The following is a 15,989-nucleotide window of genomic DNA, read 5'->3' as shown; positions in this document are numbered from 1 at the left end:
TTCAGGCACCTCCCTGTGCGGTGCTGTTGTAGACGACCTGTTGATTCTCCGGCGTGCCGTATATCATGAGGAAGTGGACTGTGTCGACGCCCTGGAACGTGTACGGTGCGCCTTTGGCGGCGACGGTAGCGTTCCCGCCGGCCTCACTCCCGCCAGTGAGGAAGAGCAGCCCTCGCGGGTCCGCGGGGTTGTGGTACACGACTTGATACTCCGAGAGATCAGCGGCACCAGCCGCGCCGGCTATCGCGGCTTCGAGTCCACCGACCTCATCCGCATAGCCGGTCTGGACCGCGCGACCGCCCTGATAGGCCGACGCTTCAGCGACCGTCTCGCGGGAGACATTGAGCCTGTCACCGCGTTCGGTCATGACTGCTCCGACGAAGGCTCGCTTCATCGATTCGAGGCTCGCGTAGTACTGGTCGCGCGTCATCCCTCGATGGGCCTTGTCGGGGCCAGTGGTGGCGGCGGGGCTCAGACCGTCGCTCGGCGCGGTTCCGATGACACCCACGTGGCCAACGAGACTGGCCGGCGTCACGTAGATGCGGTCGCTCGGGACCGCGGTGTAGTACGCGCCGGAGGCGGCGTACTGGTCGACGCTTGTGTACACCGGTTTCTCCGCCGAAAGCCGCTTGACGGCTAGATACATTGACTCACTGGAGGCGGCGCTTCCCCCGGGACTCGATATCCGGAGGACGACCGCTTCGACTGACTCGTTGCTGCGGAGTTCGCGGAGCTTCTGTACCGTGTCCTGTGAGCTAGAACTGGAAATCGTTTCGTCGATATTCACTACAGCGACGTACTGTTCGTCACCCTCGGCGACCGACGCCGCATACGGCACGACGGCGGCACCAATGAGAATGGCAATAACCGCAAGTACCGTATACGACTGGAGGGCAGTTGCGACCCGTCTATCGATTGGGTTGTTCATGCGACAACATTGATTCGCTGTCACGTTGGGCTAATAAAAGGATAGCCTGAATTGCTGGCTCAGAAGTCGCCGTCCCGGAACGACATGGGAAGTTTCCTTACTGTCGACCTGCAATCGACACCTATGGACCAACGCAAGCCGCCAGCCACGGAGGAAGGCTGGTACGCGCTGCACGATTGCCGGAGTATCGACTGGGATGCTTGGCGCGAGGCTCCCCAGCGAGTCCGCGACCGTGCGCTCTCGGAGGGGATCGGCTTCCTCGACGCGTACGAAGCCGTCGAAGACGCCGACGAGGGCCAGACGGCGGTGTACACCGTCATGGGCCACAAGGCCGACATCATGATTCTCCACCTGCGGCCGACGATGGGCGACCTCGATGCGGCCGAGCGCCATTTCGAGCAGACAGAGTTCGCCGCCTTCACCGAACAGGAGTTCTCCTACGTCTCTGTGACGGAGGCGTCGGGCTACACCGAGAAATCCCGCGAGTACTTCGAGGGCGAAGTGGACGACGACTCCGGGCTGGCCCAGTACATTCAGGCCCGACTCCACCCCGACGTGCCGGACGAGGAGTTTGTCTGCTTCTACCCGATGAGCAAGCGCCGCCAGCCCGACCAGAACTGGTACGACACGTCCTTCGAGGAGCGAGCGGCCCACATCAAACGGCACGGCGACATCGGCCGTGGCTACGGGAGCGAGGTGAGCCAGATGATTGCCGGCTCCATCGGCTTCGACGACTGGGAGTGGGGCATCACGCTCTGGAGCGACGATATGCGCCACATCAAGGAACTGCTGACCGAGATGCGCTTTGACCCTTCGACCTCGCAGTTTGCCGAGTTCGGCCCCTTCTATGTCGGCCGGAAGTTCGACCCGTCCGAGTTACCGGCTGTGCTGGCCGGCCAGCGGGTGCCGACCGACGACGCATCGGTTCCGGAGACACCGGCGGACGTCGCGGAACATGAGCACGCACCGGCCGATGCCGGTGCGAGTCACAGCCACGCCGAAGAGCCAACGGCGAGCGGTGCACAGACAGGAGCACACGCCGGCGGAGACACCGACAGCCACGGCGGCACCCACCCCGGGAGCGCCAGCGAGGGCGACCATCCACATTCCGAGGAGTCGTCCGACGAGGACAACTCGGGGTCGTCGAATAGCTCAGGCGGCCGGCCGGACGTTTCAGCTGACTTCGAGGAGATAGACGACGCCGCACAGCGACTCGGCCGGCTGGGGCTGCACGAGGGCGACGCGTACGACGCCGGCGACTACGCGCTGGTGTTCCACTCCTCGGCCGACGCGGAGGACATCGTCGACGACGTGTCCGACCTCGAGAGCAACTTCGACCACTACGACCGCCACGTCCAGACGGCCGTGCGCGCCGACAGTGGCCAGACGTACGTCGTCAGCATCTGGACGGCGAAAGACGCCGCCGAGACGGCAGCCGGATTCCTGAAGGATATCGACGGTGTCGACGAACAGCTCGGCGGCTCCCTCGGCGAGGGTGTCGAGGGCAGCGAGACTGCGGATGACAGCGACGCTCAGGCCGCTGAATCGTCCCAGTCCATCCGCGAGACGCTCGAATCGGCGGGCGTCTACGCCGGGCAACCGCACGGCGAGGACGTGTACGCACTGGTCGTGTACTCCGAGGCTGACGCGGAAACGCTTGACGAGGAAGTCACAGACCTCCGGAGCGCGTTCGAGCGCTACGACACGCACGTCCAGACCACGGTGTACGGCGACACCGACGGCGATGTCGCGGCCGTCGCGTCGCTGTGGGACACCGAGGACGCCGCCCAGACCGCCAGCGACTATCTCACCGACCTGCCCGGCGTCGTCGGCCGCCACGGCGAGGGCGACGGGTTCGGGACGATGGGGATGTTCTATACGGTCAAGCCAGAATACCACGAGGACTTCGTCGAGAAGTTCGACACTGTCGGTGGTCTGCTCAAAGAGATGGACGGCCACCGCGAGACCTCGCTGCTGTTCAACCACGACGACGAGAACGACATGTTCATCGCGAGCCAGTGGGACTCACAGGAGGATGCGATGGCCTTCTTCCGCTCCGATGACTTCTCGGAGACGGTCGACTGGGGCCGGGACGTGCTGGCCGACCGACCGCGGCACGTGTTCCTGGCCTGACGAACGGCCACCAGCCAGCCTACTTCTCCGCTATCGACCAGCGACGAGCCGTAGCCGTCGGTAGTCTGCGACCCAGGTGTCACCGTCGAAAAGCGTCGGGCGGAGCCGGTCCTCGACAGCCGACAGCACTGCCGCTTGCTCGCTGTCGTCGACACCGGCGAAGAATTCGTCGCCGAACATCTCAATCCAGTTCCGGAGCCCCTCTTCACCACCGTCGAGCGGCGTCGGTCGGTCGAATAGCCGTGAGAACTGCAGTTCGAGCCCATGCGCTTCGACTCGCGGCGCGTACTCGCCGATACTCGGGAAGTACCACGGATGACTGGCGTCGTAGCCCCGCACATCCAGTTCGGCGATGAGTGCGTCGGTTATGGCCGCCACGTTGCCCTGCCCGCCGAATTCCGCGACGAACCGCCCGCTCTCGGTCAGCGCGTCGGCAACCGTCGACAGGACCGCGTCGTGGTCTTCACCGGGAATCCAGTGTAGCGCTGCGTTCGAAAATACCGCGTCGAACGGCCTGTCGGCGGTGTAGGACCGCACGTCCGCCTGCTCGAACGTGAGGGTCGGATAAGCGTCTCTGGCCTGTGCGACCATCTCCGCCGACGCGTCGATGCCGACCACCTCGGCACCGCTGTCTGCGATTTCTGCCGTCAGGTGGCCGGTGCCACAGCCAACATCCAGTACCTGTTCGCCGGGGTGAGGGTCCAGCAGGTCGACAACCGACTGACCGTGTTCGTGGACGAACCCGTGGCGGTCGTCGTAGTCGTCTGGGTCCCAGTCGTTGCCTGGCATGGCCTGTGCTATCCCGAGATGGAGTCAAAAGAATACCGACGGTGGTTCCGCCCGCGTTAGTCGTCGTCTTCGGTCACCGTTCGGTCGATGTCTTTCTCACCGAAGAAAATGTCTGCCCCGTCTTGGGCCACCTTCTCGGCAAGAACGGCACACTTGACGCGCATCGGCGAGATGTCGACGCCGAGCATCTCTGTGATATCGTCGCGGTCCATCGCTTTCAGGTCTTCGACCGCCATCCCAGCTAGCTCCTGTGAGAGCATCGACGCGGAGGCCTGTGAGATGGCACAGCCGTCGCCCTGGAAGGCGACCTGCTCGATGGTTTCCTCGTCTTCGTCGAGGACGACATCCATCCGTATTTCATCGCCGCACATCGGGTTCTCACCGATGTGGGTAAACGTTGGGTCCTCGATCTCCCCGTAGTTCCGGGGGTTCTTGTAGTGATCGAGGATCTGCTGCCGGTACATATCCGAGCCACCGATACCCATAATTGAACTATGATACGGCTGTCAGTCGGAAAAACGTTCCGAGGTATCGATTCGCATGTCCGATGTCCTGTGATAGGAGCCGCGTTGACGGCCTGTGAGAACCGACAGGCTCCCTTCTGCCAGTAGGTAGTATTTACTAATCTAGCTCCGTTCTGTGAGCCCGTGGGAGAGAACACTGCTCCGTCTCCGACTGACCATGCCGTTCGCCCCGTGGGGTTCGTCAGCGATGAGCCGGTGATTCGCCAGATCGGCGACCGGACGCTGTATCTCGGCAACAAACACGCGGCACGCGGGGTGCACGACCAGTCCTTCGAACACGTGCTTTCGGCGACGAGTGAGTCTTATCCGCTCACGACCGCCCACCACCCGCTTATCGATGGCTCGGGCAACGAATGGGCGGCGTTCGAAGCGGCCGTCGATACTGCCCGGCGCTTCGTCCGAGCGGACGGCCCGGCGCTGATTCACTGCAAAGCCGGCGTCTCCCGGAGTGCGACGCTGATCGCGACAGCTATCGCTGCCGAAGAGACCCGGCCGCTTTCTGACGCACTTGCGGCCGTCCGGGCAGCCCGACCGATTGCGACTCCGAACCCGGCGCTGTATAAGCTAGCCGTCATTTATCTCGCTGCAGATGAGTCCCACTGATCGATGCCCAGTAGATCTACTCAGTGACGGCGTTCTCGTCCTTCTTGACGACCTCGTCACGGATCCGGTCGACCCACAGTGCAATCGGCCAGTCGTCTGTCTGGTACGGTGCAGCCCCGTCGAGCAATTCGAGGCGTCCGACAGAGTCCGGCGGCATTGTGACCAGTCCCTCGTGACCGGTTTCACCCACTGCCTCGATCTTGTGTCGGGCCCCACCGGGTAGATAGACGAACTCGCGTGGTTCAGCCCGGAGCACCTGCTCGCCTCCGTCTTCGCGTTTCAGCGTGTATCTGGCGGCACCATCGAGACACAGACACACCTCGTCGAAACTGGGCGCGTGCGTGTGCCAGTCGATGACCGCGCCAGGGTCCATCTCGAAGTACAGCAGCTTGAATTCGTTCGTGGTACACACCGGGTATGTCCGGATAGCATCCCCGCCCTGCTCGAAGTGGCTGGCGTCGTCGAGCGACACCTTGTACATTTTCTGCTCGGGGAGGTGCGTGTAATCGAGTGATTCCGGCGTCAGTGACGACTCCGTCTCATCGGTATCAGTCATCGTCCCGACAAAAGTTATCGGCGGAGTGTCATATAGCTGCCGTGCACACCGGCACTATATTACAACTGAAAATACCACCAGTTACATCCCATATAGGGACTGAGCGCCCGATTACGCGAACAACTGCCGGGCGTCGTCGATAGCCGACACGAGCTTGTCCACTTCCTCACGCGTGTTGTAGATGTAGAACGAGGCTCGCGCAGAGGCGGGGACGCCCATCTTGTCGTGGAGCGGCTGCGTGCAGTGGTCGCCAGCGCGGATGGCGACGGCGGAGTCGTTGAGGATCGAGGAGAGGTCGTGGGCGTGGACCGAATCGAGGTTGAACGAGACGAGGCCACCGCGCTCTGTTCCCACAGACGGACCGTACGTTTCCACGTCACCCTCTTCACGGAGTTGTTCCAGTGTGTACTGGGCGAGTTGTTCCTCGTGGCGCTGGATCCGTTCCATGCCGATGTTGTCGAGGTAGTCACAGGCCTCTGCCAGCGCGATGCCCTGCGCGATGACTGGGGTGCCGGCCTCGAACTTCCACGGAAGGTCGTTCCACGAGGCATCCTCGAAGGTGACTTTCTTGATCATCTCGCCGCCGTAGAGGTACGGCTCCATCTCCTCGAGAATGTGTTTCTTGCCGTAGAGGACGCCGATGCCGGTCGGACCGGCCATCTTGTGCCCGGAAAAGGCCAGGAAGTCGGCGTCGATGGCTTCCACGTCGACTGGGCGGTTCGGGACCGACTGTGCGCCGTCGACGAAGATGTACGAATCGTGGTCGTGGGCAATGTCCGCCAGTTCCGAGACGGGATTGACCGTGCCGAGCGTGTTCGAGACGTGGACGACACTGACCATCGCGGTGTCGTCGGTGATGATCTCGCGGGCGTGGTCCATGTCCAGCGTCCCGTCCTCGTCGACACGGATATAGCGGCAGGTCGCACCGGTCTTCTTGGCGATTTGCTGCCAGGTGACCAGCGAGGCGTGGTGTTCCATCTCCGTGAGGACGACCTCGTCTTCGGGCCCGAGTTCGTTCAGGCCCCAGGCATATGCGACGAGGTTCTCGCTCTCAGTGGTGTTCTTGGTAAACACGATCTCCTCGCGCTCGCCAGAGGCACCGATGAACTCGGCGACGCGGTCGTGGGCGTCCTCGTAGGCGACGCTAGCCTCCTGACTGAGTTGGTGGAGGCCGCGGTGGACGTTGGCGTTGGTCGTCCGGTAGTAGTCGGCGATGGTCTCGACGACCGGTTCGGGCGTCTGCGTGGTGGCCGCGTTGTCGAGATACACCACTTGCTCGCCGCCGAACTCGCGCTGGAGGATGGGGAAGTCCTCGCGGAGACGCTCCACGTCAAGTACTTCAGATTCAGCGTGTCCCATTAGTTCTGTTCAGGGGCTCAACAGGCAACATTCCTTCGGTTCACCTAGAACTCTTCCCGGCCGGTAGCGGCCGTTTCTTTGCCCTATCCGGAGTCAGAGTCGGACTCAGACACGGATTTGGCGGCCATCGCGTGCTGTTCCCGATAGGTCTCAAGCAGGTAGTTGTCCCAGACGAGATCGCCGAGGATGTGGGCGTACAGCACGACGGCAGTAAACAGCGCTAGCGGCTCGGAGACGAGCCAGATACCGAACACGACCACGCCGCCGATGAGGTGATGGCTGAGGAGTCGCTGGAGCGGCCAGAGGTCCTGCGGGCCGAAGATTTCATTTTGGTCGAACATCACGATCTTCGGGTTCCGGAGACAGCGGCGGAGTGCGGCCCAGTCGCCGGTTTCTACTCGGGCAACGGCGAAATGATCGAAGTCGATGGCGACGTCGACAACCACTGCGTAGCCGACAGCGGCCCACCAGGGGAGCGGGATCGGCAAAACGACAACGCCGGCAGCCCCGACGGCTGCAGAGACGATAGCGTGGTCCCGAGAATACATACGCTCCTCTCGGTAGGCGTGCGCAAAGACTGTCGGGGTCGGGCTGCCAGTCGCGACCGCAGTTACATCCAGAGCAGTTGTGCGTGGCGCGTCTCGCCCAGATCGAGGACGTTCTCTTCGTCGACGAAGCCGTGCTCGACGGCAACGTTGACAGCGTCGTCACCGACAATGTTGGCGACCGAACAGCGGGCGAGACTATCGACGATTTCGTCTTCGGTAGCCGTTTCGCCGCCGTAGAACTCCTCGTTGACGGTGAGCGATACGGGGCCGTTCTCGAACGTTTCGCCCATGATGTCGGGGTCACAGACGGAGACGAGCAACCCCTCGTCGGTGTCGCGTTCGTTGAGTATCATTCAAGCAACTGCTGTTCGGCCTCCTCGCGCATCTCGTCGACCTCCTCGGCCAGTTCCTCGGCGCGGTCGAACTCGCCGACCTCTTCGAGGGCGCGGGCCTTCTCTTCGAGCACGTCGGCGTTGCGGAAGCCGAGGCGGACCGCGTTGTCGAACGCGTCGATAGCTTCGTCGGCCAGCCCGCGTTCGAGCAGGAAGAAGCCGCGGTTGTACCAGCCCTCGCCGAACCGGGGGTCGATTTCGACGGCGCGCTCGGCGTGTTCGAGCGCCTGTTCGGAGCGGCCGGATTTCCACAGCGCGTATGCGAGGTTCGTTTCGGCCGTAGCGGCGTGGTCGGACTCCTCGTCGAAGTTGAGGGCTTCCTTGTACGCGCCGATGGCGGCGTCCCACTCTTCAAGTTCTGCGTGGGCCGCGCCCTTGTTCGTCCAGGCTTCCTGCTTGAGTCGGTCGTCGTCCGTGTACTGGGCGACCCGCTCGAACGTCTCGGCGGCCTGTTCGTGGCGGTTGATGTGCATATACTCCAGACCGACATCGAGCAGTTGCCCGGGGTCGACGGCGTCAGAGGAGATGTTCCGCTGGTCCAGTAGGTCAGTGACAACACGGGAGTCGACGGGGTCGACCTTGTCCGGGTCCACCTCGAACTCTGGCGGTTCGAGATCGAACCCCTCGTAAGGGTCGTCGAATCCCTGCCCTTCGGAGAAGGCGTGATCGTCGTCGTTGTCTGTCATACCTCCTGATTGACGGCCAATCCGGTTAAGGGCTACGTCCACGACTCGTCAGGATTCAGGCGGCAAGCGTCCGGATTCCCGGCCATTCGGGACTCGCTGATGCCGGATGCGTTCATCGTCTTCACAGGGACATCCTTGCGGTCGTTTTCGGGGCCCTGACCGCGGTGTCCGTTGCTTTCTTGCGGACCGGTCCGCAATCCTCGCATATGTCAAAGCGCCTGTTCGTCAGCGTTGACCTCGACGGGCTGGGCGACGCTGTGGCGGCCGTTCAGGACCGGTTCGACGGCGTGTCGGGCCTTCGACTGACCGACCCCGGGCAGGCCCACGTCACGCTGAAGTTCCTCGGTGACACCGCGCCGGACCGGGTTGCTGATGTCGTCGCCGCCCTCGAAGCCGCGGTCGAAGACAGCGGTGTCGAGCCGTTCGAAGCCGATATCGGCGGTCTCGGCGTCTTTCCGTCGCTGTCCTACATCAGCGTCGTCTGGGTCGGCGTTCGCGACGGTCAGGGCGGCCCAGAACTGACTGCGCTGCACGAAGCTATCGAAGACAGGACCGTCGCGATGGGGTTCGACTCGGAGGATCACGAGTTCACGCCGCATGCAACCATCGCCAGAATGGACCACGCTGGGGGCAAAGAGACAGTACAGAACATCGTCGAGAACGACGACCCTGACGTGGGATGCCTGCAGGTCACGGAAATCCGACTGAAAGAGAGTGAGCGTGGGCCTGGCGGCCCGACGTACCGGACCGTCGAGTCGGTGTCGCTGTGAGCGTGTGCCTCACAGCTCCCGGTTCGAGTGCGATGTGGACGGTGCCCACGGATAGATAATGTCATAGTTCTGGTAATAACTGGGCCGCGGCGTCGGCCGTGTCGTACCATTGTCGGTATCCACGTTGAATCGGTCAATTAGGCACCTGAGTCGCTATCCACGGCGTACTGGCTGCCCGTTTAGGTCAGCCAAAACAAATCAGGTTAGTGACAATTTTTATCGGTCCGAGCGGCGTAGGGCCGATATGGTCGCCGTCGAGAACGTTGTCTTCGTGTTCGTCGCGGGGTTGCTTACGGCGCTCGCCACCGGCCTCGGTGCGATCCCGTTTTTCCTGGTGGATGAGTTCTCCGACCGCTGGAACGTCCTGCTGTGGGGGCTGGCGTCGGGGATCATGGTCGCCGCCTCGCTGTTCGGCCTCGTGCGAGAAGGGCTCGCCTACGGATCGCCGGTGCTGCTGGTCCCCGGTGTTCTGGCTGGGGTTGGTCTTGTCGCTGTAGCACACGAACTGCTAGACGATTTCGACCAGTCCCCTAAGCAGTTCGAACAGGCGGATTTCACCAAGCTGCTGCTGATTCTGGGCATTTTGACTGTCCATAGCTTTCCGGAGGGCGTGGCTGTCGGCGTCTCCTTCGCGGAACTCGGGCTGGAGGCGGCTACGCCCGAATCCGCCGTTGGCATCGTCGGCGTCTCCGTCCCGCTGTTGGCGGTGTTTATGACGGTCGCCATTTCTATCCACAATATTCCGGAAGGGACTGCCATCGCCATCCCGCTTCGCTCGCTCGGTGTCAGTGAGTGGAAGATGGTCTGGTGGGCGGTGTTCTCCTCACTCCCACAGCCGGTCGGGGCCGTTATCGCGTATTACTTCGTCACGCTGGCGAAGGCGTTCCTCCCGTTCGGCTTCGGCTTCGCCGCCGGGGCGATGGTGTACCTCGTACTCACAGAGTTCGTCCCCGAGGCGCTGGAGTACGGGGACGGCTTGCCGGGTGGGGGCAAACGCGAGCTACTCACTGGCATCGCTGTCGGTGTGTTGGCGATGGTGCCGCTGGCGTTCGTTTAGAAGGGGAGCTTGTTCCGGATGACCGTGAGATCGACGAAGGCCTTCAGCGGGTCGTCGTAGTCATCGACGCGCGTTTCCATCCGGTAGTTCGAATGGTCGACAGCGAAGAAGTACGGTCCGGGTTCGTCCAGTGACTCCCGCGCGCCGCCGTCGTCTGTCGATGCCTCATAGATATCTGACCCCTCGGGTTGGACCGCTGTCTGGCTAAACTCGGGGTTCCCCGGCGGTGTCTGGTTGGGCTCCCGACCCTTGATATATGTGTCGTACTGCTCGAACTGCTCGCGGTCGGTGAAAAAGTACACGTTGAACGGGATATCCGCCTTGACAATATACTGTAGCTCACCGCCCGGGTCGGACACGTCCGGGATTTCCTCCTTTATCCACGCCTCATGTGGATTGATTCTGACATCCTGTTGCACGCTGACGACGACCTCCCCGCCACCACCCAAGCAACCAGAGCCGACGGCTGTTGCACCGACACCCATTGTCTGGAGGAATTTCCGGCGCTTCATCCTTTGATAATCAGGGCTACGGGTTACTTAGTTCTACGTCCGCAGTTATAGCCGCTGATAACGGGCCATGACCGGCTCGAAAAGGAAGGAATTTAAACCACGGCACGGAACAAGCACCATACCATGGGTAAGAAATCGAAGGCTACGAAGAAGCGACTGGCCAAACTCGACAACCAGAACAGTCGAGTCCCGGCCTGGGTCATGCTCAAGACGGACCGCGAGGTCCAGCGCAACCACAAACGACGCCACTGGCGGCGCAACGACACTGACGAATAATGAGCGCCAGTGACTTCGAGGAGCGTGTCGTCACCATCCCGCTCCGAGACGCGCGAGCTGAACCGAACCACAAGCGCGCAGACAAGGCGATGATCCTCATCCGCGAGCACCTCGCCAAACACTTCTCTGTCGACGAGGACGCCGTCCGCCTCGACCCCTCGATCAACGAGGCGGCCTGGGCCCGCGGTCGCGCCAACACGCCGAGCAAGATCCGTGTTCGCGCCGCCCGCTTCGAGGAAGAGGGCGAAGCCATCGTCGAAGCAGAGACCGCAGAGTAACGTTGCTCCGCGCGGCTTTCTCCGGGTCGTCGTACGTGGGTGTGTTCGCCCGTGCGACCGACGACTGTGTGCTGGTTCGCCCAGACTTAGACGAATCGCTACTCGACGACCTGAGCGACGAACTCGACGTTCCGGCTGTGCCGACCACCGTCGGCCGGTCCGGGACCGTCGGCGCGCTTGCGACTGGCAACGAGAACGGGCTCGTCGTCTCCGAACGCGTCCGCGAGACCGAAATCGAGCGGATTCAAGACGTCGTCGACGTGCCTGTGACACGACTGCCCGGCCGGATCAACGCCGCCGGCAACGTCGTCTGCTGTAACGATTACGGCGCGTACGTCCACCCCGACCTCTCCAGGGACGCCGTGCAGGCAGTCAAAGACGGGCTTGACGTCCCGGTCGAACGCGGCGTCATCGCCGGTGTCACGACCGTCGGGACCGCCGCTGTCGCCACCAACAAGGGCGTTCTCTGCCACCCGAAGGCCACGGACGGCGAACTTGACGCGCTTGAGGACATCCTTGACGTGCCGGCCGACATCGGGACTATCAACTACGGTGGCCCGCTCGTCGGTTCCGGGCTGCTCGCCAACGACCACGGCTACGTCTGCGGTTCGGACACCTCCGGACCGGAACTGGGCCGTATCGACCAGGCGCTCGGCTACATCGACTGACGCGACTTCTATTTTACCGCTCAGGACGGATGCTGGTGGCTGAGTTTTTCTGCCACCACGCCCGGAACAGGGACTCCGCAGTCACCACACGTCCATGACCGGTCGGTCCCGCCCCGCTCCAGCGTCAGGTCCTGCCTGAACCGCAGCGTCGCACCGCACTCACACTGGTAGGTCGTTTCGCTCATATCTCGACATACGTGGTGTCCCGGCAAATTCGCCGGGGTCAGTGACCATGACAGGTCGTGTCAAAGAGTAATATAGTGTGCTCACGAACACTACATATGGTCCAGCGAACACCGCCCGCGGAAGACCAGAACAGCCTCATCTGCCGGAAGTGTGACTACTCGACAGGTGTACTCCGCCCGTCCTGTCCGGAGTGTGGCGGCGATATGGTGTATGCGCCAGAACCCAGCGAATAGGTTCTGAAACATCTGGTTCTGGATAGTCCGGCCCCTGTCGGTCTGGGCCGGACAGCGGTGAGTATGCCTCGGATATGTCGCGGACAGTTGCGTTACTCGAAAAAGGCGGAAGGGGAAGATACTTCCCTACCCTGCCCGCATCTGCGTGTATGAGCACGTACACTGTTCGCGGTAGTTTCCCGGCCCGAGACGGCCCACAACAGTTCGAGAAGGAGGTTGAGGCGCCAAACGAAAACGTCGCTGAAGAGCGCGTTTACAGCGACTTCGGCTCCCAGCACAACCTCAAGCGCACGCAGATCACGATCGAGGAGGTGGCAGCATGATGGGCGGTGGCGGCGGTGGCGGCGGTGGCGGTCAGATGCAGCAGGTCGCACAGGAGATCGAGCAGATGGAGCAGGAAGTCGAGGCTATCGACGAGGAAATCGAGCGCCTCCGCGAGAAGCAGACTGACATCGACGAGGCCATCGAGGCCATCGAGACGCTCGACTCAGGGTCCACGGTGCAGGTCCCGCTCGGCGGCGACGCCTACATCCGCGCAACGATCGAGGACATCGACGAGGTCGTCGTCTCCCTCGGTGGCGGCTACTCCGCAGAGCGCGAGCAGGACGGCGCTGTCAGCACGCTGGAAACCAAGAAGGAGACGCTGGACGACCACATCAGCGACCTGCAAGAAGAGAAGGCCGAAGTCGAGACCGAGATGGAGGAACTCGAACAGCAGGCCCAGCAGATGCAACAGCAGCAGATGCAGCAGATGATGCAACAGCAAGAGCAGGAAGACGAGTAAGGCCGCCATGTTCGACGGACTGAAGGACAAACTCAGCGGGTTCACGAGTGACGTCGAGGAAGACGTCGACGACGACGCACTCGAAGCGGAGGACGAGCCGGACGCCGACGAGGCGGATGGGGAAGCGCCCCCCGATCAGGCGACTGAATCCGATCCCGTGGCGGACGCGCAGGCGTCCGAAGGCGACACGGCGGAACCAACAGCCGAAACCGACCAGCCACAGGCTGATTCTGAACCGCCAGCCGCAGATTCCGAGGCGACAGCTGAGTCAGCCACAGCGTCGGCCACGGCAGTCGAAGACGCGGATGCGGTCCCCGACGAAGAGTCACACCCGGATGACGCCGCGGAGACCGAAGAGGACGCGGCGACCGAAGCCGAGTCGGAGTCTGACGAAGACGACGATGACGGCGGCCGCGGCCTCGCCGCGAAGGCGAAGCTTATGGCGACCGGGAAGACGGTCATCGAGGAGGAAGACCTGCAGAGCCACCTCGACGACCTCGAACTGGCGCTGCTGTCGAGCGACGTGGAGATGAGCGTCGCCAACGAGATTCTCGACGGCGTCAAGGAGAACCTCACGGGCCAGACCCGCCGACGGCTCTCCAGCACCGGGAACCTCGTTCGAGACGCGCTCCGGGAGTCGCTGTACGATGTCATCAACGTCGGCCAGTTCGACTTCGACGAACGTGTCCAGCAGGCAGACAAGCCTGTCACCATCGTGTTCACCGGCGTCAACGGCGTCGGGAAGACGACTTCGATTGCGAAACTCGCCCAGTACTTCGAGGACCGTGGACTCTCGACGGTGCTCGCCAACGGCGACACCTACCGCGCTGGCGCAAACGAGCAACTGGAGAAACACGCCGAGAACCTCGATAAGAAGATCATCACTCACGAGCAGGGGTCGGACCCGACGGCGGTCGTCTACGACGCCGTCGAGTACGCCAAGGCCAACGACATCGACGTGGTGCTGGGTGATACGGCCGGCCGACTCCACACTTCCGACGACCTGATGGCCCAACTGGAGAAGATCGACCGCAACATCGACCCGGACATGACGCTGTTCGTGGACGAGGCGGTCGCAGGTCAGGACGCCGTCAACCGGGCGCGCGAGTTCAACGATGCGGCCGAAATCGATGGGGCGATTCTGACGAAAGCCGACGCTGATCCGCAGGGTGGCGCGGCTATCTCTGTCGCGCACGTCACCGGGAAGCCGATCCTCTTCCTGGGAACCGGGCAGGACTACGACGACCTCGACCCGTTCGATCCCGAGGAAATCGTCGACAGTCTCATCGGCGAGTAGGCCTCAGACTTCGCGGTTATTGTTGCTGCAATATCTGGGCTATGAGCAGCTATTGTCGACCCTGATTGTGGAGAACTCGGAGCGGCCGCGCGCTCTCGCCGGGAATGCACTGCGTACGATGCAGCAAATATCACCACATCAACGGAGGTGTGGTCGTTTTCGCCGACAGGAGCGCGTTGAAGTCGACAGCTGCTCATCATTGACTCACGCAGTATTGGAGCGTGACACTATGCATACAATCGAACGACGCGACGGGTCTGGCGATGTCGTGAATGGGGAAGACAGCGATGCCTGACGGACGCAACTGTCGGCAAGTCGCGCCGGCTGATGTCGCACCTGAACTCATTGAGCCGTTCCCGGGTGACCGTCGTCCCCCTGTTGAGGAGCCATGGCTCGTAACTGACGGGGGTGAGCCGATGCCCGGTGTGCCAGGCGACGGTGACGACACCTGCGGCTGCGGGAGGTCCCGCAGGTATGGGGACTGCTGCAGGTACTGACCCGTTAGGTTCACGGGTTATCGTGTCGCTAAACGGCGACCAACCGGGTTTTGACCGCGGAACGGGTGTCTCACTCACAGTGTAAGGCAGGGTAGCACGACCTGAGGACGCAGATACTATGCACTCGATAATCGCTCGGAAACAGTGTGCATAATTATACCCCGAGTATCGAACCACACCGTAGCACGTCGAAGATCGGGTGATCGAAGCGTATAACGGCCCGTGAACCGGTCGAAATACCGGAGTCGGGCTAATCAGGGTCTGAAACAGATTGTTTTGCCAACCGGCACACCTTCGGGTGTGGCTAATTCGTTCTGTCGCTGCTCCGTCAGACGCTTAGCAGGTCATTCATAAACTGCCCGGGTTCTCTCCGGGCAAACGCTATGGGACGACCCACATCTCGACGGAATGTTATCAAAATCGCAGGCGGCGCACTTGTGGCGCTTGCTGGCTGTAGTGACACTGGCGGTAGTACGGAGTCCGACGGCGGCGGTGCCGAAGCGCCGGGTACATCTACGGCAGCAGGGCCTGACGCGATGACGGAAGCCGGTACAGCGTCCGAGACAGACACTGCGGACCAGACCGAGGAAGAAACCGGACTGGATACCGAGACGGAACTCGGCGAGAACGAAACCGCTGCTCTCGGAAACGAGACCGAGATGTCGGATACTGAAACAGATTTGCCCGGCAATGAGACCGGAGTACCGGGGAACGAAACTGAAGTGCCTGGCAACGGGACTGAGGCTCCAGGCAACCAAACAGGCGTGCCCGGTAACGAAACGGAAATATCTGCCGCGTTGAATAGCGATCTAATCGGCGGTTATCACGGGTTAGAAGGACGAAGCCGAGGAAATCAATTCTGGCTATGGAAGTCGATCTCCTCGACTTCGTTGAGCAGTGTCGGCAGCTAGTC

At 62.2% G+C, this 15,989-nt stretch carries 23 protein-coding genes; 12 read left to right on the top strand and 11 right to left on the bottom strand.

What is annotated here, in order from left to right; all coding sequences use genetic code 11:
- Position 1: 1 nt before the first annotated feature.
- Positions 2 to 928 carry a S49 family peptidase gene (locus tag G9463_RS16625; protein WP_004964694.1) on the bottom strand — a complete coding sequence of 309 codons (927 nt, stop codon included), beginning with the start codon at positions 926 to 928 and terminating at the stop codon, positions 2 to 4.
- Positions 929 to 1,051: 123 nt separating this feature from the next.
- Between G9463_RS16625 and G9463_RS16620 the strand changes: the two genes are divergently transcribed.
- Positions 1,052 to 3,061 (top strand): heme-binding protein, encoded by a 2,010-nt coding sequence (locus G9463_RS16620; protein ID WP_165897303.1) that lies wholly within the window; start codon positions 1,052 to 1,054, stop codon positions 3,059 to 3,061.
- Between the two features lie 30 nt (positions 3,062 to 3,091).
- Here the strand turns inward: G9463_RS16620 and G9463_RS16615 are convergent, their stop codons facing one another.
- Both G9463_RS16615 and sufU read right to left on the bottom strand, forming a co-directional pair.
- Entirely contained in the window at positions 3,092 to 3,850 is a 759-nt protein-coding gene (locus tag G9463_RS16615) for a trans-aconitate 2-methyltransferase (RefSeq protein ID WP_165897302.1), read from the bottom strand.
- Between the two features lie 56 nt (positions 3,851 to 3,906).
- The gene (gene sufU, locus G9463_RS16610; RefSeq protein ID WP_004964685.1) at positions 3,907 to 4,335 is read right to left on the bottom strand and encodes a Fe-S cluster assembly sulfur transfer protein SufU; all 429 of its coding nucleotides are present in this window, start codon (positions 4,333 to 4,335) and stop codon (positions 3,907 to 3,909) included.
- Positions 4,336 to 4,497: 162 nt separating this feature from the next.
- On the opposite strand from sufU, the gene G9463_RS16605 reads away from it, so the two are divergent.
- The gene (locus G9463_RS16605) at positions 4,498 to 4,977 is read left to right on the top strand and encodes a dual specificity protein phosphatase family protein (protein ID WP_049939084.1); all 480 of its coding nucleotides are present in this window, start codon (positions 4,498 to 4,500) and stop codon (positions 4,975 to 4,977) included.
- A gap of 16 nt (positions 4,978 to 4,993) precedes the next feature.
- On the opposite strand, the gene G9463_RS16600 is transcribed toward G9463_RS16605, so the two are convergent.
- From G9463_RS16600 to G9463_RS16575, 6 genes are all read right to left on the bottom strand, one after another.
- Positions 4,994 to 5,533, bottom strand: coding sequence for a cupin domain-containing protein (locus G9463_RS16600; protein ID WP_165897301.1), 540 nt, complete (start codon positions 5,531 to 5,533; stop codon positions 4,994 to 4,996).
- Positions 5,534 to 5,644: 111 nt separating this feature from the next.
- Complete coding sequence (locus tag G9463_RS16595; RefSeq protein ID WP_011224622.1) at positions 5,645 to 6,892, bottom strand: aminotransferase class V-fold PLP-dependent enzyme; 1,248 nt, start codon at positions 6,890 to 6,892, stop codon at positions 5,645 to 5,647.
- Between the two features lie 83 nt (positions 6,893 to 6,975).
- Positions 6,976 to 7,440, bottom strand: a complete 465-nt coding sequence (locus G9463_RS16590; protein ID WP_165897300.1) for a hypothetical protein — start codon at positions 7,438 to 7,440, stop codon at positions 6,976 to 6,978.
- A 62-nt stretch (positions 7,441 to 7,502) separates the two neighbouring features.
- Entirely contained in the window at positions 7,503 to 7,793 is a 291-nt protein-coding gene (locus G9463_RS16585) for a DUF424 domain-containing protein (RefSeq protein ID WP_004594041.1), read from the bottom strand.
- Positions 7,790 to 8,518 carry a tetratricopeptide repeat protein gene (locus G9463_RS16580; protein ID WP_004964669.1) on the bottom strand — a complete coding sequence of 243 codons (729 nt, stop codon included), beginning with the start codon at positions 8,516 to 8,518 and terminating at the stop codon, positions 7,790 to 7,792. Before G9463_RS16580 ends, G9463_RS16585 begins: the two co-directional genes overlap by 4 nt.
- A 32-nt stretch (positions 8,519 to 8,550) precedes the next feature.
- Complete coding sequence (locus G9463_RS16575) at positions 8,551 to 8,724, bottom strand: hypothetical protein (RefSeq protein WP_165897299.1); 174 nt, start codon at positions 8,722 to 8,724, stop codon at positions 8,551 to 8,553.
- Here G9463_RS16575 and thpR point away from each other — a divergent pair, their 5' ends adjacent.
- Together thpR and G9463_RS16565 are read left to right on the top strand one after the other, a co-directional pair.
- Positions 8,725 to 9,288 (top strand): RNA 2',3'-cyclic phosphodiesterase, encoded by a 564-nt coding sequence (thpR, locus tag G9463_RS16570; RefSeq protein ID WP_011224623.1) that lies wholly within the window; start codon positions 8,725 to 8,727, stop codon positions 9,286 to 9,288.
- A gap of 244 nt (positions 9,289 to 9,532) precedes the next feature.
- Positions 9,533 to 10,345 carry a ZIP family metal transporter gene (locus tag G9463_RS16565; protein WP_007189628.1) on the top strand — a complete coding sequence of 271 codons (813 nt, stop codon included), beginning with the start codon at positions 9,533 to 9,535 and terminating at the stop codon, positions 10,343 to 10,345.
- Here G9463_RS16565 and G9463_RS16560 read toward each other — a convergent pair.
- Positions 10,342 to 10,794, bottom strand: coding sequence for a hypothetical protein (locus G9463_RS16560; protein ID WP_049939191.1), 453 nt, complete (start codon positions 10,792 to 10,794; stop codon positions 10,342 to 10,344). The two genes, G9463_RS16565 and G9463_RS16560, sit on opposite strands and share 4 nt — an antisense overlap.
- 186 nt (positions 10,795 to 10,980) lie before the next feature.
- On the opposite strand from G9463_RS16560, the gene G9463_RS16555 reads away from it, so the two are divergent.
- Genes G9463_RS16555 through G9463_RS16545 form a run of 3 tightly spaced genes read left to right on the top strand, consistent with a single transcriptional unit; the run spans position 10,981 to position 12,079 of the window.
- Positions 10,981 to 11,133, top strand: coding sequence for a 50S ribosomal protein L39e (locus tag G9463_RS16555; RefSeq protein ID WP_004518346.1), 153 nt, complete (start codon positions 10,981 to 10,983; stop codon positions 11,131 to 11,133).
- Positions 11,133 to 11,411: a 50S ribosomal protein L31e gene (locus G9463_RS16550; protein WP_004964660.1), complete on the top strand. Its 279-nt coding sequence runs from the start codon at positions 11,133 to 11,135 to the stop codon at positions 11,409 to 11,411. Before G9463_RS16555 ends, G9463_RS16550 begins: the two co-directional genes overlap by 1 nt.
- Positions 11,412 to 11,413: 2 nt before the next feature.
- Positions 11,414 to 12,079, top strand: coding sequence for a translation initiation factor IF-6 (locus G9463_RS16545; RefSeq protein WP_004964657.1), 666 nt, complete (start codon positions 11,414 to 11,416; stop codon positions 12,077 to 12,079).
- A 20-nt stretch (positions 12,080 to 12,099) separates the two neighbouring features.
- Here the strand turns inward: G9463_RS16545 and G9463_RS16540 are convergent, their stop codons facing one another.
- Positions 12,100 to 12,264, bottom strand: coding sequence for a hypothetical protein (locus G9463_RS16540; protein WP_165897298.1), 165 nt, complete (start codon positions 12,262 to 12,264; stop codon positions 12,100 to 12,102).
- 96 nt (positions 12,265 to 12,360) lie between these two features.
- Here G9463_RS16540 and G9463_RS16535 point away from each other — a divergent pair, with 96 nt between their 5' ends.
- The 5 genes from G9463_RS16535 to G9463_RS16515 all read left to right on the top strand — a co-directional run bounded on the left by G9463_RS16535 (position 12,361) and on the right by G9463_RS16515 (position 15,987).
- Positions 12,361 to 12,498 carry a hypothetical protein gene (locus tag G9463_RS16535; protein WP_004964651.1) on the top strand — a complete coding sequence of 46 codons (138 nt, stop codon included), beginning with the start codon at positions 12,361 to 12,363 and terminating at the stop codon, positions 12,496 to 12,498.
- A 149-nt stretch (positions 12,499 to 12,647) separates the two neighbouring features.
- On the top strand, positions 12,648 to 12,821 hold the full coding sequence (rpl18a, locus tag G9463_RS16530; protein ID WP_004964648.1) for a 50S ribosomal protein L18Ae: 174 nt from the start codon (positions 12,648 to 12,650) through the stop codon (positions 12,819 to 12,821).
- A complete protein-coding gene (pfdA, locus tag G9463_RS16525; protein WP_004964646.1) occupies positions 12,821 to 13,282 on the top strand; it encodes a prefoldin subunit alpha in 462 nt (153 codons plus the stop codon). Before rpl18a ends, pfdA begins: the two co-directional genes overlap by 1 nt.
- Positions 13,283 to 13,289: 7 nt before the next feature.
- Positions 13,290 to 14,579, top strand: a complete 1,290-nt coding sequence (gene ftsY, locus G9463_RS16520) for a signal recognition particle-docking protein FtsY (protein ID WP_011224626.1) — start codon at positions 13,290 to 13,292, stop codon at positions 14,577 to 14,579.
- 880 nt (positions 14,580 to 15,459) lie between these two features.
- Positions 15,460 to 15,987, top strand: a complete 528-nt coding sequence (locus G9463_RS16515) for a cell wall anchor protein (protein WP_240150060.1) — start codon at positions 15,460 to 15,462, stop codon at positions 15,985 to 15,987.
- Positions 15,988 to 15,989: the final 2 nt, after the last annotated feature.

Source organism: Haloarcula sp. JP-Z28 (assembly GCF_011440255.1).
In the GTDB taxonomy this organism is placed as follows: Archaea; Halobacteriota; Halobacteria; order Halobacteriales; family Haloarculaceae; genus Haloarcula; species Haloarcula marismortui.
This window is presented reverse-complemented; position numbering and strand designations above follow the sequence as displayed.